Source organism: Sulfuricurvum sp. (genome assembly GCF_023250475.1).
Taxonomy (GTDB): domain Bacteria; phylum Campylobacterota; class Campylobacteria; order Campylobacterales; family Sulfurimonadaceae; genus Sulfuricurvum.
The window spans coordinates 1-19,424 of record NZ_JAHFAQ010000026.1 but is presented as its reverse complement, the minus strand read 5'-3'; the positions used below and the strand labels follow the sequence as shown (position 1 = coordinate 19,424).

Sequence of the window (19,424 nt, the reverse complement as noted above, 5' to 3'; positions counted from 1 at the left end):
GGGTGACGTTATCATCGGTGCCGATTCGCATACCTGTACCCACGGTGCTCTTGGCGCTTTCTCCACGGGAATGGGCTCAACCGACCTCGCATTCGCAATGATCACCGGAGGAAACTGGTTTAAAGTCCCGGAAAGCATCAAAGTCGTCCTCACCGGAAAACCGGGGAAATACACTACCGGAAAAGATATCATTTTGGAGATCATCCGGATGATCGGAGTGGACGGTGCCCTCTATCGCACCCTCGAATTTACCGGAAGCACTATCCCTTACCTCAGCATGGATGACCGTTTCAGTATGTGCAACATGGCGATTGAAGCAGGAGCAAAAAGCGGTATCGTCGCGTATGACGAGATCACCGCCGAGTTCCTCGCCGACAAACCTCTCGCACGAGAGCCTAAAATCCACACCTCCGATGTGGATGCGACGTATGTCCAAACCCTTGAAATCGATGTCGCCAATCTCGAACCGGTCATCGCCTATCCGTTCTTGCCGTCCAACGGGCACAGTCTCACCCAAGCGGTCAGTGATAATATCAAAATCGATCAGGCGTTTATCGGAAGCTGCACCAACGGCCGATTAAGTGATCTTAAAATCGCCGCTGAAATTCTCAAAGGAAAACGGGTCCATCCCGATGTCCGTCTCATCGTTACTCCGGGAACACAGCGTATCGTCCGTGAAGCGACCCGCCTTGGCTACATCGATATCATCATCGACGCGGGCGGTGTCGTCTCCAATCCGACATGCGGCGCCTGCTTGGGGGGATACATGGGGATTTTGGGCGATAACGAAGTGGCTGTAGCAACAACTAACCGTAACTTCGTCGGCCGAATGGGATCACGTTCATCCAAAGTCTATCTTGCCAACTCTGCCGTGGCTGCCGCTTCGGCAATCACCGGCGTTATCACCGATCCCGCTTCTATTAATTAATTTCTCCCTCAGGGAGAGAAATACCCTCTCATCTAAGTTATAATATTCCCACTTTTTTTATCGGAGATACACATGTGCTCATTTACGCTTGCCGCACTATTGCTCTTGGTTTCCAACGCTAGTGCATTGGATTTAGGTTCACTCGTCCAAACCCTCACCCCTGCAGCTCAAAGTGCCGCCCCGACCGTTGATGCTTCGCTTACGTCCAATCCCCTGATCAAAAATCTTACAACAAAACTGGGTGTCACTCCGACACAGGCCATCGGCGGTACTGCAGCGATTCTCAACAATACCAAAGCCAAAATGAATCCTGCCGATTTCACCGCACTAACCAAGCAAGTCCCGCAGACAGGAACACTGCTCAACGCGGCACCGGCAGGTTTGCTCGGACTTGGAAACTTAGGATCGCAATTCTCATTTTTGGGAATGGACCCCATAATGATCAATAAATTTTCCCCTCTCGTACTCGAATACCTTCAAAACGGTGCAACCCCGGGAATGGATAAAATTCTCTCAGCCGCATTCGCCCAGTAATGTTCACTATCCCCTGTATCCTCTTTGCCGGAGGGAAAAGCTCCCGCATGGGAGAAGATAAATCGCTCCTCCCTTTCGGAGGGCTTCCCACCCTTGCGCAGTACCAATACGAACGGCTCAAAAAACTTTTTGCCCGCGTTGCCGTTTCGACGAAAACTGCCGACAAATTCAATTTCAATGCGGACTTTATCCTTGACCCCGTAGCGGTCGATTTTGCTCCGACGGCTGGATTTGTCAGCAGCTTTAAAACTCTTGCGGATGAGCGAATCATGGTCCTCAGTGTCGATACACCCTTCATTGATGAAACGGTGTTCCAATCCCTGCTGGAAAAAGATGAGGAGGGGCTGGATGCCGTTATAGCCCGCACGCCAACAGGTTCACACCCCTTATGCGGAATCTATCACCGTTCGCTCTTGGAAGAATTCGAGAGGATGCTGCACGAGGGGGATCACCGATTAGGAAAACTCCTAAGCTCGAGCAAAACCCGCTTTGTCATGTTTGAGGATGAAGAGCTATTCGCCAACCTCAACCATCCTCACGAATATCAGTCGGCTCTTTCTCGCTTTTGCGAACAAGATAAATAAAGATAGCAAAAACAAGAAGCAAAAAGGCCAATGACGCAATCAACGTCGATGCATACGGCAAATCTTTGTAGTTATGGATCGAAATTTTAAAGACGACCAACAGCGCCTCGATCAATAAGGCTATAATGATCGATACCGAGAAATTCATCAGTGTTTTCGCATTGAAGGTTTCACTGATATGCTGAGTTCGAGGCAATACTTCCTGCTCGAAAATCGTTTTCCCCAAATCATACACCGCCAAGCCGAGAGTCAAAGCAATGATCGGTTTAAATACCGCATCGATGGAGAGCGGTTCGCTGGCAAACAGATATCCCGCAAAGGTATAAAAACCGTAGACGACGACAAATACCCCGAAAAAAAGCAATCCGCCCCCGATAATCGCATACGACGTACGATTCATATATTTGAATAAATTGTTTTTTTCAATCAAATCGAACCGCTCCAGAAGCTTTCGAACTCTAAAATCAAAGAAAAGATACCCCTCCTCGACCGGATACACAACCGTAATACACAAATGTCCCGTTGCGGTTGAGATATAAGGCTCACTGATGTAGTACCCTTGTTGAAGCGCAACTTCATCTACAAGATACGAGCGATCGGCTCCGACATGGTAATGTTCTTCCTTTTTCACATAGATATTAGGTGAATTTTGGACAAATCCCTCATCTGTCTTATAAATAAGTTCCAAACTCGGAAAAGTTCTAAATAAATTGGCCGAAAGCTGCATATTAAAAGATTTCGGACTGGCTTTTCCCAACGTCGCTAAAATAAATTTTTGGATCAACGGGGCATTGGCGCTATAGCTTCGTACTAAATCTTGCATAATTTTTTCCCCCTGCGTGTATAGTTTCAATACGAGGACCTTGGCTTTACCTACACGTTAGCAGCCCCAAAGTCTCATGGCAAAACTATAACCAAACTTTGATATCCGATATGATTATTTTTTAAACACTTACGAATTTACCCCCGCTTGCTATAATAATAAAAACAGTACAAAGAGACCCATAATGAATTTAACCCATCTTGATGAACGCGACCGCCCAAAAATGGTCGATGTTTCGGATAAAACCACCACTTCGCGCGTTGCTGTTGCCAGCGGATTGATTACGATGAGCCGCGATGCATTCGATGCCGTCGTCAACCAAACCGCCAAAAAAGGGCCGGTACTCCAAACCGCTGTTATCGCCGCGATCATGGGAACCAAAAAAACATCTGACCTCATCCCGATGTGTCATCCTCTCAATCTCAGCGGAGTCCATTGCGATATCGAAGAGCTAAACGAATTGCCGGGATTCAAACTCACACTCACCGCAAAACTCAGCGGACAAACTGGGGTTGAGATGGAAGCATTGACAGGGACGAGCATAGGTTTGCTCACCATCTATGACATGCTCAAAGCTATCGACAAAAGCATGGTGATCGGACCTATTCAACTCGAAACTAAATCAGGAGGTAAAAGTGGAAATTATCAACGAATCGACCCAAAAGCTTGAGCTGACCTACCCGTGTCGATGGTGCTATAAAGTCGTTGCCTATGAACGGGCCGGAATCGAAATTGCCGCGTTGGAAGTATTCTGCGAGCGGGAATATTCGCTTGAGCCTTCCAAAGCAAGCAGCAGCGGAAAATACATCAGCATGAACTTAGAGTTATTGGTTCATAATGAAGACGAACGAACTTTTTTCTATGAAACACTCAAAGCGCATCCTCATATTAAAATGGTGTTATAAAGGATAATTTTATGAACCTCGAAACCCTTAAACGCGACATCAAAACCCGCTACAAATCATTAGGCAATGCCGATATCGAAACAAAAGTAAGCAGCGTTATCACCGCTTTAGAAAGCGAATTTTCCCTTAAGCCCGATCTTTTAACTCTCCAGGAACTCAAAACGTTCACCGGAGCTATATTGGAAGAAGAGGCTCTCGTTTTACATGATGAGCTTGAAGATCTAATGGCACAAAAAGAGCGGCTTGAACGACTCATTCTTCGTAAAAGCGATGAGCTACAGCATCTCAAATATACCCTTTTTGATACCTTTGAGAAAATGATGGGGGAGGAAGAGAAAATACTCGAAAAACTTCACCAAATCAAAATTCAGTCGGTTGATCTCCTGGACATTCTGGAAGAGATGGTGGAGAGTGCCATCATCACAACGCTGGAGCGGGGATCGGATATCGAAGAGACCCTTCATGAGATCATCAAAGAGATCACCTTTGAAACGCTCAATGCCAATGTCCTCAATGCCGTTCGGATTCGCCGCATCCTATCGAGTATTATTCAAAGTGCCCTCAACGTTGCTGAAGCAACGCCGAATCAAGCCGATATAATTTTAAGAGGAACGCTGCTTGGAATCCGTTCGGCGCTCTATAAATCCATTGAAAAATTCCACCAATATCTTCTTTATGTTCCCGACGAGGTCAAAGCGCTCTACCGTGACGAGTACAAAACCATTGAAGAAGAGCTTGATCATATTGACACCCTCTTTTCCCAGGTAATCCACTCTCTCAGCAACCATAACACCCCAGCTATGATATCTCGATTGGAGTCGGTGAGCCATGATATCCGCTTCGACACCGAAGAGATCAAACACCTCTCGAAAGAGACGGTAGAGTTATTGCGAAGCCGTCTCTCCAAGTTAACACGCGGCGTAACCGAGCGAGGCAATAAACTGCTTAAGTCTAAATCGGCTCAAGAGGCAAAGGCAATGGGTGTACGCGCATGGAGTGTCGCCAAATCGGCTATGAGCGGCGCCCTAAAAGGGGCCAAAGAAGCCATCGAGAAAAAATAGGCTATAAATCCTTAGCCATCGTAAACATCGTGCTAAATTGTTTCGTATAGCTCTCGCATCGATCGCAAATAGGGTCTCCCCCTTTATAAGGGAAGGGACATCGGCACTCATGACATGTCACCATCTCATAATGTACCATTTGTTCTGCGCGATCATACGCGATACTCACCAAATCAAATCCCTCTTTCGCACTTATCGCTTTGGGCTTGCAGATATCTTCACAAATTCCGCATCCGATACATTTGCCTTGGCTAAAGTAAATCCCCTGCTTGTCCGAGGTAGGAAAAAGAGCGTCAGTCGGACAAAACTGCGTACATTCGCCGCAATTGGTACAGGCTTGAAAATCGATCTGTTTATTAAAAAACAGCGGACTGTTTTCGCCAAACTCCGTGATCTCCAAATCGCCCACAACCTCTTTTAGCGAGTTTTTGAGCAATATCCGTTTCAACGGCATCTTCATGTCGGGGAGCTTATGGTGTGCCGTAGTCATCGCGATATGGGATTGCGACTCATTTGCTACCGACTCTTTGATTTTTTCAAATCCTTTTCGAAAGAGTGCCCGACGATCGGTTTGATCCTCTTTTTCATCAATCGTCTCAATACGGTGAAGACGTTGAATCTTTTCCAAAAACTGATTCGCTGTTTCGATTTTTGAACGGATCGTCCCCTCTAAATGTCCGTTCTCATTCAGAATACACCCCGTACAATGACTGAGATCGCATGTCACACTCTTTTCGCCTCGAAGTGCCATTACGGCATAATGCTCTACGTCAAATACTCCCAAACAAGGGGTAGATACTTTACACGAGAGGGCTGCATCCTTTTGATATTGATACGATGCGGCAAAGCCGTTTGGATCGAAACTCTCTATCTCCAGTGCTTCGCTCGGACAGCTTCCGATACACCCGGCACACTCCACACATTCGGTATCAAACAATGTCAGTTTGTTGCGAACGATATGAAAAGCTCCTTTGGGGCACAGCTCGATGCATATCAGGCAATCATTATGAAAATACTCGTTTCGTAAGCACCGCGTTGCGGTAAAACTGAAGAGATTGCTCTTTTGGACGAAATTCATATTACCCATTGGTATTTCCTGATGATAGGTACTCATAATCAGCACTTAAAAACTCAATGATAAAATCACACATATCTCTGTAAAACGGTGTCTCTGCCATACTTTTCATCCCCATCATGTACGGAACAACCCACGGGAACAGGTGTTGGTCCAAAAACTCCAGTTGGGGCTTCATCTCATTGCGATAGATCAGCGTTTGCATAAAGGCAAACTCAATCCCCAGATGATCGGGGGCCATAATGTCCGTTTGATCCATATTAACTTCAAACCCGTGGGTAAAATAAAAGGCCATAACCGGATTTTGCAATCCGACAAGCGTCTCATTTTTAGCATCAAGGATGAACGATTCAATCGGCTGTGTATTCAGAATGTACATCGAAGAGTAGTCGACATTCAACGCTTCGTACAACGCTTTATCATCATTTTTTTTCACCCATTCACGTGTCTCTTCACCGATAATCTCTAAAAGGGAATTATTGTTTTTGAGATCATGGATAAAGCGACTATCAGGGATATTACTCATAACACGGGACAAAAAAGCATAAATATAAAGACGGTATTCGTTATTCATCAAAAGTTCCTAAAAAAAGTAAAAGATTGTGTCATAGAGAGGCTTTAAGAGAGCAAAACTAAGGTAATTACTAACAAACCCAAAAGGGCTTGTTCGGTGTTATAAACACCCTTTGAAAAATGATTTTTTCGGTGGAGGCGGTGCTTTAAATTCCGTAGCCTCGATTGTATTGGTTTTCTCATCAAGAGTACCAACGATCACAACGCCGTTTTTATTCATCCCCTCGCCCAACTCAGAAACTTTGAGTTTTGACGTATCGATATTGTACACTTTTCCGGTTCCGTGTTGGAAAAGGGCCAATTTTGGATGGGTTGTTTCCCCCGGCTGAATGTTTTTGAAACATCCGTCCGAACCACATGTATAATTTTCCAAATAACAATCGGCAAATGCCCCTTGCGCAGCACATGCCGGTGTCGTCAATAGACCTTCGTACTCTTGAGCTTCATTTGCAAATGCACTGAATGTCAGTGCAGCACAAAGCAATGCTATTTTTTTCATTATTCTACCTCCGCTTTGAGAGTTTTGAGGTACGCTACGATATCATCGACCGTCTTTTTATCCAAAAAGCTAAAATCGGTCATCGCAGAAACACGTTTACCTTTTTCAATGGTATACCAAGGGGTATTACTGTGCGCATTACGATTATATCCCGGTACGACAACCGCTGATGGTTTTACGATTGACTCGCGTAAGTAAGCTACCGTGGAATAGCCGCCGACATTTGACAAAGACGGCCCCATAAAGCTTTGCGCGTCGCTCTTGGTAATTTGGTGACAACCGGCACAGCCGTTTGCATCGACAGCCGCTTTCCCTTTCTCGACATTTCCTTTAGCTTCTTCCGTCGCTTCGGCTACGATTTTTGAATCAACCTTCATCCCCTCAAGGTTAACGGCAACCCAAGAAGAGAGATTTTTCAATCCGTTACGACCCATTTTTTCGCCATCCCATACTGCGATAGCAACAGGAACCGTCCCTGTAGCTTTCATATAGCTATCATTCAACGGACGGGCAAGTGTACCGCTCCATCCGTTTGTATTATACGTCATACCGGCGACAGAGGCAACGGAACCGTCTTTGATCTCCGTCAATGAACGGAAACCCTCAGCGACAAATACACGCTCATAATCGGTTTTAGCCAATGAAGCGACTTTTGCATCGTACGCTTTCAACTCGTCACCGAATATACCGGTTTGCTGTCGATTGATTTGAGTAGAGACATCTTTGTTTCCGTTTGGCTCATAGACGCTTGCTGTCGCTTTTTGCAAATGTACGACAACCGGACGTCCGTCGGAACCCATTCCGATATACGGAAGCGGCCCTGCTTTTTTCGTTGCTCCAGCAAATTGAACCGCAAATCCGTCACTGTAAGTATCCGAAGAGTATCCCCCCTGAACACTTTTTGTGCCGTCAGCCCATTTCACCATCAAAGCAAGCGTTTTGCCGTTATGCAATGCCGCAACTTCTGCTTTTTTCGCTTTATCACCACTGTTGGCTTCATTAGCTTTTTTATCATTCATCTGAACGGCAGCCTGCGGATACAGTGTTACGGTTGAAAATTTGGCTTTTGACCACAATGCGGAATCCGCCGTGATTGCACTCAAATCGTCACTGACTTTAACCGCATTGACCGGAGCATCCGCAGCAAGAGCGGCAGATGCGGCTAGACCCAATGAAAGGAGTGAAGTAAGAATCTTTTTCATTAGTGATGCCCTCCAGCTTTGGTAAACTTGCCGGCGATATAACGGGTATCGACCGGTGCCAACGGATTACGCTTGTTCTCACGCGCAACTTGTTGATAGTAGTTATTGTCAAGACGGAACATATCAGAGTGTTGGTATGCGATCAACAAATCCATCAATTCGCTTACACCGGTCTCTTTACGTTTCTTCATCTCCGCTTTTAACGTTTTGATCGAATCGTGTACGGCAGGTCCGAACAGTTTTTCCAACTCTTCAACCGGAAGACGGGTTGAACCCTCGATGATTTTACCTTCTGCATCAAATTTTGCAGGAGATTCGGTCGGAGGAATATAGTATACGTTCGGTTGAGTTCCGTAGTCCGAACGAAGACCCAATGCTACTTTGTATTTATGCACCAATTTATACACTTGTGACTCTTCATCATCCAAGAACCCTACGAAACGGATACGTCCGACACACTGCTGCGCACACGCCGGCGGCAACCCTTGCTCGATACGTGGGAAACACAGGATACATTTCTCAGATTTAGAGATTTTAGGATTGAAATAGATTTTTTTGTAAGGACATCCCGCGATACAGTAGCGGTACCCTTGACAACGATCCAAGTCAACCAAAACAACCCCATCTTCTTCGCGTTTGAAGATCGCGTCACGAGGACACGCACTCAAACATCCCGGATTGGTACAGTGGTTACAAATACGCGGAAGGTAGAAAAAATAGTTGTCCTGAGGAAATGCTCCGGCACCTTGATCTTCATCCCAGTTCGGTCCCCATGTCGGAGAAACGTGAGGATGAAAATGGTTGCTGTCAGACATACCGCCCATCAACGATTCATAGTTATAATCCCAAGGCACCCCGTAATCGGCTTCGAGGTTAGGGATAATACCCGGTTGGAGATCGCCGGCAGCATCAAATCCGCCGCCAAGCTCCATCCAGTTTTTTGGATAACCGGTACCCGGATAGGTCTCGACGTTATTCCAATACATATATTCACGACCGTTACGGTTCGTCCATTGCGTTTTACATGCTACGGTACATGTTTGGCACCCGATACATTTGTTCAGGTCCATTACCATTGCTAATTGTCTTTTAGACATCTAAACCCCTTAATACTGTACGTCTTTTGCTTTTTCGTAATTCACGGCGCCATCATAAGCGTACTGATTACCGTCCCACAGACCACCAAATTTAAGGTGACCCCATCCGTCTGCCATTTCAAGAAGGTTCAATGATGTCGGTACAACTTCATTGTGCCCTTTATTTTTCAAATACATGTACGGTTCCCATCCATGTTCAAGAACCAATCCGTCTGCCGGTGCGGAAGAGGAGAGTTTTGCCATAGCGTAGAACTCACCGAGCGCATTGTAGATACGGATCGTATCGCCATCTTTAATCCCTTTGGCCTCTGCAACCACACGATTGACTTGTGCTGCAGGAACACCGCGCTGAAGACGTAATAACGTACGTGACGTTTTATAGTTCGAGTGGATCGACCAACGTGCATGCGGAGTCATAAATACGTACGGATAGTCTTTAGACTGAGGGCGGATCCCTTCCATACCGGTATTGGTAGCTGCTCCCATTTTGATGTACGTATCGTGGTCAACATAAAATGTTTGGCGGCCCGACAACGTTTCAAGACGCTCAAATTTATAGAGGTTGAACTCCATAGAGCTATACGGACGATCAGAATACAACGGTGAAGATTTTGCCGCTTTTTCATTGATCAGCAAGAATCCGCCCACTTTGTACATTTTTTCCATCGTCCACGGCTCGTACTGCTCACATTTCTCCAATGCCGCTTGTACTGCCATTTTGTCCGTTCCGAGATAGTTTTCACCTGCACCCTCAGATTCAGGGTCAGTGTTGGTGAATTCTTTGTGGAAAATAGTCAAATCATGGAAACCCGGCTTCGCGTATTTCGGATGATCTTTGACTTTCGCATTAGCGATATTTTCCGGTCGATTTGCCATCTCTTCCATCTTTTTAGCCAAGAGGGTAAACATTGACCATTCATCCATCGCTTCACCGACGTTTTTAATGTTTGCAACCGGTTGGGCAAGGTTGGTAAAACGGTGGTAACCCGGAGAGGTACGCAAGTCATAGACTTCATAGTGTGATTTAGCCGGAAGCAATACGTCAGCATATTGTGCCGCTTCGCTCATTCGGTAATCCACATATCCGAAGAATTTCGTTTTTGAAAGGAACGCTTTACGATACTCGTTCCCTTTGTTGCGTCGGAATTTCGAATCGGCTACAATGAGAGCACAATCAGGCTGCCACCACGGTTTGTTGACATTGCCGTGATGTGAATCCAAGTTTTCCGTATTGTTTTTACCGTGGCTGAGCATTTCAGAAACAACAGCCATATACTCTTTTTTAGACATACCGTTTTGGGCACGTTTAACGTCTTCGTCACCGAAGTATTGATCAAACGTTTTCATTCCGTCACCGAATACGAACTCGCCGACGAAACCTGAACCGAAACGGGCATTGTATTTACCGCTGAATCCGCCGAGAACGCCAAGCCCTGAAAGGGTAAATTCATTCTCCGTATTAAGCCCGCCGTATGGTCCCATACGACCGGTCAACCCGCAGATAGAAGAGATATTCCAGATGGACATAACACCGTTGAAATATTTATTCAACGAGAATCCGGTCGTGATTTCAACGACTTTCGGCAAAGCGATATCACGCGCCAATTGACGTGTAGTACCCGGATGAACACCCGTAATCTCTTGGATTGATTCAGGGCTGAATTTATCCGCCGATTTTTTCAGCATTTCAAAAACAGTCGTCACCGTACGCTTGTCACCGTGTCCATCGACAATCGTCCATGTCCCCTCAAGCTCCGGTTCAATCCCCTGCTCGTCAAGACGCAATGATTTGATTTTAGAACCCTCAGAACCAGGCATCAAAGCAACTTTGCCGGTTGCTTTATTCATACAGTAGAACTCTTCTTCGAATTTGAAGTGGTCTTCTTCATTCGCCGCGTGTTCCATGTCGGAGCGTCGGATCATTTTTTGTGTTTTTACATCGACCAGGAACGGAAGGTCGGTAAACGTTTTCATAAACTCAGGTTTATAAAGTTTTTCATTCAAGATAACATTGATAACACCCATCGCGAGGATGTTATCTGAGCCCGCTTTGATCGGGATCCAAAGGTCGGCTGATTTAGCCGTTGCATTGAATTCAGGGGTAATAACGATGATTTTTGCACCGTTGTATTTCCCCTCCCATACGAAGTGAGCGTCAGGGATACGGGAAACCGACGGATTTCCACCCCACATAACCGCTGTATCGACGTTATACATGAAGTCCCATGTACAGCCGACGTTACCCTCGCCGTACGCGATTGCCGCACCGGAGAACATATCACCGAGGTATGATGAGGGATAGATACGGATCGCACCGAGTTGTGTCGAGAAACGCAACGGTGCACCGCGGCGACCTTCGGTTAGAAGACCGGTTCCCGCGTGAACCATCAATTTGTCCGGTCCGCGCTCAGGGTCGGTCATACAGTTAAAAATCTCTTGACATACGCGCTCAGCCGCTTCGTCCCAGCTCACACGTTTCCATTTTCCTTCACCGCGCTCACCGACACGAACCATCGGATAAAGGATACGGTCTTTTTGGTACATCACTTGAGAGTGCTGAACCCCTTTATTACATCCGCGCGGGTTGAAGTCAGGGATTTTAGCATTGATAACCGGATAACGGGCCGATTGGTTTTCACGGGTAATAACACCGTTATTTGACCATACTTCCCATGCACAGTTACCTTGGCAGTTTACACAGTGGTATGCGAAACCGTGCTCCTCTTTTTTCCCGTATACGAATGAAAATTCGTTACGGTACATATCTTCGGTGTAGTTGGTATTCGGGTAGTTGTCTTTACCGTTTTCTACCGAAATCACATTGGTTTTTGCGAAAAGCGAGCCTTGTGAAGCCACTAACGCTGCCGTCATCCCTGAAACTTTCAGGAAGTCGCGGCGTTGATTGTTCATTACTTTTGTCATAATTTTAGCCTTATCGTTTAATCGGAAGGTTCATGTCGTTACCCCAAACATCCCAGCTTCCTGTGAAGACTTTGACATTTTTGTAACCCAACAATTGGAGCGCCGTAATGTGCTCAGATCCACGACCGGCGCCTACTTGACAGTACGCATAAATCGTTTTATCCGGTGTCACACCGTAACGGTTGTACACTTCTTGAATCTGTTCAGCTGATTTGAAAGAGAGTTTTTTATCCGCATCTGAAATTTGTGCCCATTCGATAAAGGTAGCTCCTGGGATATGGCCGCCGCGTGCAACGTTATCCATTTTACGCTCACCGATAATCTCCGCGATCCCGCGTGAATCGATGATTACGTATTTAGAATTTTTTCCGTTTTTCAGGATATCTTCCATAGCGTGTTTCACTTCATTTTTATCCGCGATGACGCTGTATTTAACTTTTTTAGGGTCAATTTTATAGGTTTTCGGTTGATCAACCTCTTCCCCTTTGACAACCAAAAGGCGCTTCTCGACTTCCGTCATTTTGGCTTGCAACGCTTTTGCGTCTTCATCCGCTTTTTTAATGGCTGCATCCAATGCCGCTTTATCGGCACCCTCTTTTTTCAGAGCCTCTTTGGAATCTTTCGCCACTTTTTTAGCGGCTTTAAGATCTTTGTTCAACGCGTCGTACTCTTTTTGAGCCGGATCGACTGCCATAATAGCAGCACGTCCGCCGTTAAGTACTTTGACGTTTTTGTGTCCATAGCTGTCAAAAAACGAATAAACGCCCGTAGCATTCGGTCCTTTGAAATCATCATACGCAATAACCATCATGTCATTGCTGATCCCTTTTTTACCGATTACTTCTTCAGCATCATCGATACAGCGATACAAAGGTGCACAATGCATTTCACCATCAATATCAGAATGGTGAAGGTGGTGAGCGTACATCTCTACCGACCCTTTAATGTGACCGAGTTTATAAATATCTTCGTTATCACCCGATACGAACATCACTTTTGGATTGCCAATCAGCTTGACCGCTTCTTCGGCAGAAATAAGAATTGAATTATTCTTATACCCATCGGCAGCCATTAGAATGGTTGATGCCGACAGTGATGCCGCAACACATAGTGTTTTTAGCAATCTGTTCATCCGTGCTCCTTCTTCATTTTGAATATGCACCGCTCATGGTGCGTTAATTTACGGAATTTCCGTCTACATTATAAGGGTGCGACTCTTAATAAGCAGTAAACAATGTAATATAATTGTAATGTTGATTACGAAATGTTACATTCTTATCACAATTTTGAGACAATAAATGATTGGACGTTTTTTTACGTTTTCTTATACGTCCAACTCTGTTTTTACCCTTATAATGTATGATTAATACTTACAATTTAATCACTTTTTGATAGTATGACGATTACTTTATATCACATAATTAATGCAAAAGGAGCCCTATGAGCGCCGAAAAGATTAAAACTGCCCTCGAACAATCCGATACCACCGCAATTATTGAGCTTTTGGAAGACAAAACCCTTCCGATCGAAGAGGTAGAAACCATATATAATGCCTTCAAAGCCGATAAGCTGATTGTCGGCCAAGTCGCCATGAACCTCTCCTTACGAACATCTGTTTATGACCGCGATAAAGAATACAGCCCCGTAATGGTCTCACTTTTGATTGATATTGCGAGTAATCCGGTCGATATGGGAGCACGCTGGGCCGTTGCCAAAAATCCCCATACACCGGTTGAAGTCCTCCGCCACCTCTCAACTGATCCGATTAACTTGGTCCGCGCGCTTGTTGCCGCTAATCCGTCAACACCGAGCGATGTTTTGGAGAAATTTTTCAGTGATGATAAAATTGTCAGAGACGGTCTCTCCGGCAACTCGAATACCCCTCCAAAATACCTCAAGATTTTATGTGATGACAACGATAAAATGGTTCGCATGCGTCTTGCGGAAAACCGTTCCGCCCCAAAAGATATTGTCCAAACATTGATCAGCGACAGTGACCCCGATGTGAGCAAAGCCGCGTCAGCCAATCTGGGAGAGAGAAAATGAAAAAACGCCATTTTGAAGAGCGAAGCCAGTTCATGTCTCTCGAAAATCATTTTCTAAACACTTTTTTTTCAGGCCTTTACTTCAGCGCAAGCGATTTTATCGCGATTGGCCGTGCTAACGGTGTTGAACTAAAAATGCATTCTTGTGAAATGCTCATCAAAGATTTATTAAATGAATCCAACAATGCAGGGACGCTAAACGGCGTCATCGCTTCGATGAACGCCCTTATCGATGAACGGATCAGTAGCTGTCATCGTCTAAGTCTAGAGTATCCGAACGCACGCGCCGCACTCGCCAAACTAGCGCAAAAAGCAAATGGAAGCAAAGCTCTCCTCGCCCGTGAATTACGAGGAAATCCGTATGAACACTAAAGAATTGCACGATGCTCTGAATGCACTCCCTTACCCTGGGCTCACCCGTACATTAGGAGAGCTCAAACTGATCTCCACTGTAAAAGCCGTTGATAATAATGCGGCTGTTGAGCTTCTCACCGTCAGTGACGACTCGTATCTCACCGTTAAATCAGCAATCGAAACCGCTTTCTCCAGCCACTTTAAAAGTATCAATGTTACTAAAAAAGCATTGGTCCAAAAAGATACCAACTACGGCAACAGCGCGACACCCAACAATCGTGCACCCTATGCTGCCAATGTCATCGCCGTTACGAGCGGTAAAGGGGGAGTAGGAAAAAGTACGGTGAGTGTCAATCTCGCCATTGCTCTTGCCCAAAAAGGCTACCGTGTCGGGATTTTAGATGCCGATGTCTACGGCCCCAATGTTCCCCGTCTAACCAATACCGATTTGGAAAAAATCCGATGGAATGATGATAATAAAATCATACCGTGTGAGAATTACGGGATCAAAATCATGAGTGTCGCGCTCACAACGCCAACCTCTGACACGCCGCTTGTCTGGCGTTCATCAGTCGCGGTATCTGCCCTCATTCAGTTTCTTGAAGACGTAGAGTGGGGAACGCTTGACTTTATGGTTATTGATATGCCTCCGGGAACCGGTGATATCCAGCTCACCATGGCGCAAGAGCTTCCTATCACTGCAGGGGTAATTGTCACAACCCCGCAGCTGGTTGCCAGCGATGATGTCAGCCGGGCAATCCGAATGTTTCAAGATATCCATGTTCCGATGGCAGGATTGGTTGAAAACATGAGCTATTTTGTAGCTCCCGATACTGGAACGCGATATGACATTTTCGGAAACGGAGGCGGAGAGCGATTGGCAAGCCGCTATAACATCCCGTTATTAGGTCAAATCCCTTTAAATATGGACATACGAGAGGGTTCGGATAACGGTGAACCGCCGGTTGTTTTAGGGAACGATACGTTAAAAAGTTATTATCGGGAAATTGTAGAGAATATGCTCAAAGCGGTGAAGTTTAGAGTATAGAGAGACGAACCATCTCGTCACCCTGAACTTGATTCAGGGTCTCATAAAAGATGCCGAATCAAGTTCGGCATGACAGAGGTAACCTTATTTAAAAATCTTCTTCAAATCCACTTCAACGGCACCCGGAACGGTTGCAATCGTCATAAACTCACTCATGGTAAGCAACGGATAGCTGATCGCGATAAAATACTTCGCACTCAATGCTTTCGCCTGTCCATCTTCAATCAATACCGCCCATGGCAATAATTGACCGTTTTGAGTACCGATTTTTTTCACAAATCCGTTTGTACGACGGTCCATATCAACAAAAGCGACATAACGATCATCGCTGAGTTTAACGACAGCCGTAGTCCCTTTTGCTTTTTGCGCTTTGGCCACAAGATCAGCCGTTGTACCTTCTCCCACTACGCTCATATCGTCGTAATACGGCATTCCCACCATGAAATGGTAATCCGAAAGTCCGGCAAAGTCCCATTTATCATTAGAATCTTTTAGAGGACCGAACGCTTTTTCAAGCGATTCCAATACGGCTGCCGATGTTGCATGACTATACTCTTTTTGCATAAACGCTTTTCCGAAATAGACAGGATTGGCAATGCTGATTTGTTTACGCTCATCATCGACCAAAATACGCCCTACTGCCGCAAGACCGCGAGAGGGTTTATTTGCCATCGCTTTCATCTTTGCATTGGTAAACAACACGGTAGTTCCTGCATCCGTTGCCTTTGTACCGACAACTTCAAATCCAGCAGAAGCGAGTTTCGATTTTACACTGTCAACATCACTGTAGGCTCCGATTTTATAAGTAGGAACCACTTTCTCGATCTTTACACCCGCTTCAGCTTGAGGAGTAACCCCGGCACATCCGCAAAATCCGATGACGAATGCACTCATAAGTATGGTATAGAATTTTTTCATAGCTCTTTTGCTCCCAATCCAGTCATGATTTCGGTAATCTCTTTATCCAGAGAGTGAATAGAATCAACCATTTTCGGATCATTGATCCCCATTACCGCAATCCAGTTTTCCAAACGCGGCATACCGACGACCAGCTTGTTTGACCCTTTATCAACATACATGTACATTGAGCACGGTGCAAATGCTCCCGCATCCGGACGGCCTTGATTGAAAATTCCTTCTGAGAATTTAAAGTGACACAATGAGTAAACCCAATATTCATCAAAACGGCTGAATTCAACATTGTTATCCGTCATAGCCCCTTTGATATCTTTGTATCCCGCAATAATATATTTATGAGCTTCGAACGCCTCTTCAAATTTGCTTTGGAAATCAGACTTAAACGCCTCTAAGCTTGCACCGCGCTCAAACGGAACTTCAAATGTCATCATCGGTTTAGCCGGAAGCGCTTTGTACTCTACACTCTGAGTTTTGCTTCCGATCTCTTTTTCGACCATTTTGTCGAGTTCAGGAAACGACGCAACGAATTTTGCACGCACATCTTTATCTTTGATGCCGACGATATCGAGCATAGTTTCCGGATTGACGTGACCTACGTAGGTTTTATCTTCACCCTGTTTTTTGAAAATATGTAAGTTAAACGGAGAAAACCCACCCAGTGACGGTTCTTTTAAAAGCAACGGCCCGATAGCTTTATCATTGGTAATCGAGAAAAATCCGAGGTTATCAAGGTTTGTCCCGCCGTATTTGGTTTTATACGCATCATTAATACGTTCATGCGGATCCGACAATACAAATCCGATCGTTGTGATCTTATTGTTCACCATGTCCATATACACTTTTTCTTTATCGCCATCACCGATATAAAACTTTGCCCCTTGGGCACCAAATGCCATTGAAGCGGCAAGTGAAAGTGCAGCTGCACCCATTAATAGTCTATTAAACATATGATTCTCCTCTAAGTAATCGCTTTTGAGCCGTGTGCCCTTTTTTGTCAAAGGTTATTTTATCACAAAGACATCAAATAAACGATAATAACAGCTCAAGATTTTTGAACTCTTATTATCGTTGAAAAAGGTGAATGGATTGTGAATCTCTCCCGAGGGGAGAGAATAAATAACTTTTTAGAAGTTGAAGTTAAGTTGAACACTAGCTGCATCTTGACTGTGTTTAGTTTTGATAGAACTTGTAGCTGCTCCACCCATTGCTTGTGTCATAGCTGAAGTATCATATTCTTCTGTAACAGATGGAGTATAGACATATGCTAAATCGAGAGAAACCAATTTACTAAATGCATAAGTACCACCAATTGTATAATGATCTTCTACAATCGCAGGGAATCCTAACAAATTTAACATATTTAATGCCGCACCATCATAATCACCTGGAGTCATCATATTAGCTCCTGATTGTTCTTTAATCGGATTAGATGCATGGTTATAACCTAAACGTACTGCCCAATTATCCTGTGCATATTGGTAACCGACAATAAATACATTTTGATCATCCCATCCGAAATCTTTGTAGCCTTTTGCATCTGACCATTTAATCTTTTTATAATCAACCGCAAGCGTATGTCCACCCATAGTATATGATGCCCCTACCCCGATTTCAGCCGGTTGTTCTAGGTGATCAGAAAGACCTGCTCCACCATTAATACCAAACTGTGAGCTAGCCTCAGATAGCTGACCTTTGTATGTCATATCAATAGCAGATTTATATGATGCCCCGACAGTAAGAGCATCAACTTCATACGCAGCACCAACGTTATATCCAAATCCAAAATCTTGTGCTACACCTTGTGTTGTACTATCAGCACCCAATGGAGTTACATAATTAATGTCCAATGAACCGTATTGAAGAATTGGAGCCACACCTATGCTGAAGCCATTTGATTTATATGCTACTGGCACACCGAATTGCATTAATTGCAAATTCGTTACCATATTCATTTGTGTTGCATAGTCACGATAATCAGTACCCATGCCTGCAGTTCCCCACATTCCAACACCTAACCAGATATTGTCTGATAGTTTACTCGCTAATGCAACTTCAGGAATGACATTAAGATCTGCATCGCTCTTTTTTGAACCATATCCGATATCAGCTTCAACATCAGGCATAAAAACAGTGCCACCGAAAGAAACTTCAGTACCTTTAACAGACGTAATCATAGCGGGATTGGCAAGTGCTGACTCTGCACCATGTGATATACCAATAGCAGCGCCACCCATACCACGTGCTTTAGCACCCATTCCAATTAAGTGATCCCCGTTTGTTGCGAATGCCGATGTTGCAGTTAGCGCGACGGCAGCAGCCACCGCAATTTTAATTGAACGTTTCATTAACTCTCCTAGATAGTTTGAAATTGAATCGGTAAACGATTCGTTAACAGCACTATTATAGGCGTGATAAAATTAATTGGAACTTAACACGAAAATATCACATTATTTTATTTTCTTATAAAACAAATCATTTCTGTAATACGACGCTTAAATAGGTTAATCTTATAACAATAGTACGTCAAAATGGCTATTTATCGCAATATTAGAAGATATTGGTAAAAAAAATTAAAGTTTATTAACCAAATTAGAAAAGTGTGACATTTCATCTATGTATCATACGGTAACACAATGTGTGAGTTTTTTGTGATGATTTAAACTTTGAACGGAAAAAGTAAACAATAGTAAAAGAAAATCATAAATCAAGGCGGTTAGTTTGGATCAAAGAATAGGGTTAAGGGAGATTGATAAAAAGAGGGGGTTAAATTGTGAAAGAAGAAAAAATCTGAGGCCAGGCGGCGACCTACGTTTCCACACCTGAAAGATGCAGTATTATGAGCGATGAGGGTCTTAG

At 44.6% G+C, this 19,424-nt stretch carries 20 protein-coding genes; 9 read left to right on the top strand and 11 right to left on the bottom strand.

The features are described 5' to 3' along the window. From Q0C19_RS04185 to mobA, 3 genes are all read left to right on the top strand, one after another. On the top strand, positions 1 to 928 hold a 928-nt coding region (locus Q0C19_RS04185), incomplete at its 5' end, for an aconitase/3-isopropylmalate dehydratase large subunit family protein (protein WP_295053071.1). Between the two features lie 72 nt (positions 929 to 1,000). Then, a complete protein-coding gene (locus Q0C19_RS04180) occupies positions 1,001 to 1,462 on the top strand; it encodes a DUF2780 domain-containing protein (RefSeq protein ID WP_295053069.1) in 462 nt (153 codons plus the stop codon). Then, positions 1,462 to 2,046, top strand: coding sequence for a molybdenum cofactor guanylyltransferase MobA (mobA, locus tag Q0C19_RS04175; protein WP_295053067.1), 585 nt, complete (start codon positions 1,462 to 1,464; stop codon positions 2,044 to 2,046). The genes Q0C19_RS04180 and mobA overlap by 1 nt, the downstream gene beginning before the upstream one ends. On the opposite strand, the gene Q0C19_RS04170 is transcribed toward mobA, so the two are convergent. After that, complete coding sequence (locus Q0C19_RS04170; RefSeq protein ID WP_295053065.1) at positions 1,988 to 2,869, bottom strand: hypothetical protein; 882 nt, start codon at positions 2,867 to 2,869, stop codon at positions 1,988 to 1,990. The two genes, mobA and Q0C19_RS04170, sit on opposite strands and share 59 nt — an antisense overlap. A gap of 184 nt (positions 2,870 to 3,053) precedes the next feature. Between Q0C19_RS04170 and moaC the strand changes: the two genes are divergently transcribed. Genes moaC through Q0C19_RS04155 form a run of 3 tightly spaced genes read left to right on the top strand, consistent with a single transcriptional unit; the run spans position 3,054 to position 4,835 of the window. Further along, complete coding sequence (gene moaC, locus Q0C19_RS04165; RefSeq protein WP_295053064.1) at positions 3,054 to 3,539, top strand: cyclic pyranopterin monophosphate synthase MoaC; 486 nt, start codon at positions 3,054 to 3,056, stop codon at positions 3,537 to 3,539. Next, complete coding sequence (locus tag Q0C19_RS04160; protein WP_295053062.1) at positions 3,505 to 3,774, top strand: DUF493 domain-containing protein; 270 nt, start codon at positions 3,505 to 3,507, stop codon at positions 3,772 to 3,774. Before moaC ends, Q0C19_RS04160 begins: the two co-directional genes overlap by 35 nt. Before the next feature lie 11 nt (positions 3,775 to 3,785). Beyond that, positions 3,786 to 4,835: a DUF6781 family protein gene (locus Q0C19_RS04155; protein ID WP_295053060.1), complete on the top strand. Its 1,050-nt coding sequence runs from the start codon at positions 3,786 to 3,788 to the stop codon at positions 4,833 to 4,835. Between the two features lies 1 nt (position 4,836). On the opposite strand, the gene Q0C19_RS04150 is transcribed toward Q0C19_RS04155, so the two are convergent. From Q0C19_RS04150 to Q0C19_RS04120, 7 genes are all read right to left on the bottom strand, one after another. Next, positions 4,837 to 5,922 (bottom strand): 4Fe-4S binding protein, encoded by a 1,086-nt coding sequence (locus Q0C19_RS04150; RefSeq protein WP_295053058.1) that lies wholly within the window; start codon positions 5,920 to 5,922, stop codon positions 4,837 to 4,839. After that, positions 5,915 to 6,484: a molecular chaperone TorD family protein gene (locus Q0C19_RS04145; RefSeq protein WP_295053056.1), complete on the bottom strand. Its 570-nt coding sequence runs from the start codon at positions 6,482 to 6,484 to the stop codon at positions 5,915 to 5,917. Before Q0C19_RS04145 ends, Q0C19_RS04150 begins: the two co-directional genes overlap by 8 nt. Positions 6,485 to 6,583: 99 nt before the next feature. Further along, the gene (locus tag Q0C19_RS04140) at positions 6,584 to 6,982 is read right to left on the bottom strand and encodes a hypothetical protein (protein WP_295053054.1); all 399 of its coding nucleotides are present in this window, start codon (positions 6,980 to 6,982) and stop codon (positions 6,584 to 6,586) included. After that, the gene (locus Q0C19_RS04135) at positions 6,982 to 8,184 is read right to left on the bottom strand and encodes an ethylbenzene dehydrogenase-related protein (protein WP_295053053.1); all 1,203 of its coding nucleotides are present in this window, start codon (positions 8,182 to 8,184) and stop codon (positions 6,982 to 6,984) included. The genes Q0C19_RS04140 and Q0C19_RS04135 overlap by 1 nt, the downstream gene beginning before the upstream one ends. After that, positions 8,184 to 9,281: a 4Fe-4S dicluster domain-containing protein gene (locus Q0C19_RS04130; protein ID WP_295053051.1), complete on the bottom strand. Its 1,098-nt coding sequence runs from the start codon at positions 9,279 to 9,281 to the stop codon at positions 8,184 to 8,186. The genes Q0C19_RS04135 and Q0C19_RS04130 overlap by 1 nt, the downstream gene beginning before the upstream one ends. Positions 9,282 to 9,290: 9 nt before the next feature. Beyond that, positions 9,291 to 12,203 (bottom strand): molybdopterin-dependent oxidoreductase, encoded by a 2,913-nt coding sequence (locus Q0C19_RS04125; protein ID WP_295053050.1) that lies wholly within the window; start codon positions 12,201 to 12,203, stop codon positions 9,291 to 9,293. 10 nt (positions 12,204 to 12,213) lie between these two features. Continuing rightward, on the bottom strand, positions 12,214 to 13,335 hold the full coding sequence (locus tag Q0C19_RS04120; RefSeq protein WP_295053048.1) for a rhodanese-like domain-containing protein: 1,122 nt from the start codon (positions 13,333 to 13,335) through the stop codon (positions 12,214 to 12,216). Between the two features lie 308 nt (positions 13,336 to 13,643). On the opposite strand from Q0C19_RS04120, the gene Q0C19_RS04115 reads away from it, so the two are divergent. The 3 genes from Q0C19_RS04115 to Q0C19_RS04105 are packed head-to-tail and all read left to right on the top strand — an operon-like array spanning position 13,644 to position 15,650. Continuing rightward, on the top strand, positions 13,644 to 14,249 hold the full coding sequence (locus Q0C19_RS04115) for a hypothetical protein (RefSeq protein ID WP_295053047.1): 606 nt from the start codon (positions 13,644 to 13,646) through the stop codon (positions 14,247 to 14,249). Beyond that, complete coding sequence (locus Q0C19_RS04110) at positions 14,246 to 14,620, top strand: hypothetical protein (protein WP_295053045.1); 375 nt, start codon at positions 14,246 to 14,248, stop codon at positions 14,618 to 14,620. Before Q0C19_RS04115 ends, Q0C19_RS04110 begins: the two co-directional genes overlap by 4 nt. Then, positions 14,610 to 15,650 (top strand): Mrp/NBP35 family ATP-binding protein, encoded by a 1,041-nt coding sequence (locus Q0C19_RS04105; RefSeq protein ID WP_295053043.1) that lies wholly within the window; start codon positions 14,610 to 14,612, stop codon positions 15,648 to 15,650. The genes Q0C19_RS04110 and Q0C19_RS04105 overlap by 11 nt, the downstream gene beginning before the upstream one ends. An 84-nt stretch (positions 15,651 to 15,734) precedes the next feature. Here Q0C19_RS04105 and Q0C19_RS04100 read toward each other — a convergent pair whose 3' ends face one another. The 3 genes from Q0C19_RS04100 to Q0C19_RS04090 form a co-directional block, all read right to left on the bottom strand. Beyond that, the gene (locus tag Q0C19_RS04100; protein ID WP_295053042.1) at positions 15,735 to 16,568 is read right to left on the bottom strand and encodes a hypothetical protein; all 834 of its coding nucleotides are present in this window, start codon (positions 16,566 to 16,568) and stop codon (positions 15,735 to 15,737) included. Further along, the gene (locus tag Q0C19_RS04095; RefSeq protein ID WP_295053040.1) at positions 16,565 to 17,515 is read right to left on the bottom strand and encodes a hypothetical protein; all 951 of its coding nucleotides are present in this window, start codon (positions 17,513 to 17,515) and stop codon (positions 16,565 to 16,567) included. Before Q0C19_RS04095 ends, Q0C19_RS04100 begins: the two co-directional genes overlap by 4 nt. A gap of 177 nt (positions 17,516 to 17,692) precedes the next feature. Then, complete coding sequence (locus tag Q0C19_RS04090) at positions 17,693 to 18,913, bottom strand: porin (protein ID WP_295053038.1); 1,221 nt, start codon at positions 18,911 to 18,913, stop codon at positions 17,693 to 17,695. Between the last annotated feature and the right edge of the window lie 511 nt (positions 18,914 to 19,424).

Excerpts from the sequence above, each read along its gene's own strand:
- Q0C19_RS04125 (WP_295053050.1), bottom strand. The coding sequence starts at position 12,203 with ATGACAAAAGTAATGAACAATCAACGCCGCGACTTCCTGAAAGTTTCA.
- Q0C19_RS04170 (WP_295053065.1), bottom strand. The coding sequence starts at position 2,869 with ATGCAAGATTTAGTACGAAGCTATAGCGCCAATGCCCCGTTGATCCAA.
- mobA (WP_295053067.1), top strand. The coding sequence starts at position 1,462 with ATGTTCACTATCCCCTGTATCCTCTTTGCCGGAGGGAAAAGCTCCCGC.
- Q0C19_RS04150 (WP_295053058.1), bottom strand. The coding sequence starts at position 5,922 with ATGGGTAATATGAATTTCGTCCAAAAGAGCAATCTCTTCAGTTTTACC.
- Q0C19_RS04090 (WP_295053038.1), bottom strand. The coding sequence starts at position 18,913 with ATGAAACGTTCAATTAAAATTGCGGTGGCTGCTGCCGTCGCGCTAACT.
- Q0C19_RS04145 (WP_295053056.1), bottom strand. The coding sequence starts at position 6,484 with ATGAATAACGAATACCGTCTTTATATTTATGCTTTTTTGTCCCGTGTT.
- Q0C19_RS04155 (WP_295053060.1), top strand. The coding sequence starts at position 3,786 with ATGAACCTCGAAACCCTTAAACGCGACATCAAAACCCGCTACAAATCA.
- Q0C19_RS04130 (WP_295053051.1), bottom strand. The coding sequence starts at position 9,281 with ATGTCTAAAAGACAATTAGCAATGGTAATGGACCTGAACAAATGTATC.
- Q0C19_RS04095 (WP_295053040.1), bottom strand. The coding sequence starts at position 17,515 with ATGTTTAATAGACTATTAATGGGTGCAGCTGCACTTTCACTTGCCGCT.
- Q0C19_RS04100 (WP_295053042.1), bottom strand. The coding sequence starts at position 16,568 with ATGAAAAAATTCTATACCATACTTATGAGTGCATTCGTCATCGGATTT.
- Q0C19_RS04140 (WP_295053054.1), bottom strand. The coding sequence starts at position 6,982 with ATGAAAAAAATAGCATTGCTTTGTGCTGCACTGACATTCAGTGCATTT.
- Q0C19_RS04115 (WP_295053047.1), top strand. The coding sequence starts at position 13,644 with ATGAGCGCCGAAAAGATTAAAACTGCCCTCGAACAATCCGATACCACC.
- moaC (WP_295053064.1), top strand. The coding sequence starts at position 3,054 with ATGAATTTAACCCATCTTGATGAACGCGACCGCCCAAAAATGGTCGAT.
- Q0C19_RS04120 (WP_295053048.1), bottom strand. The coding sequence starts at position 13,335 with ATGAACAGATTGCTAAAAACACTATGTGTTGCGGCATCACTGTCGGCA.
- Q0C19_RS04110 (WP_295053045.1), top strand. The coding sequence starts at position 14,246 with ATGAAAAAACGCCATTTTGAAGAGCGAAGCCAGTTCATGTCTCTCGAA.
- Q0C19_RS04180 (WP_295053069.1), top strand. The coding sequence starts at position 1,001 with ATGTGCTCATTTACGCTTGCCGCACTATTGCTCTTGGTTTCCAACGCT.
- Q0C19_RS04135 (WP_295053053.1), bottom strand. The coding sequence starts at position 8,184 with ATGAAAAAGATTCTTACTTCACTCCTTTCATTGGGTCTAGCCGCATCT.
- Q0C19_RS04105 (WP_295053043.1), top strand. The coding sequence starts at position 14,610 with ATGAACACTAAAGAATTGCACGATGCTCTGAATGCACTCCCTTACCCT.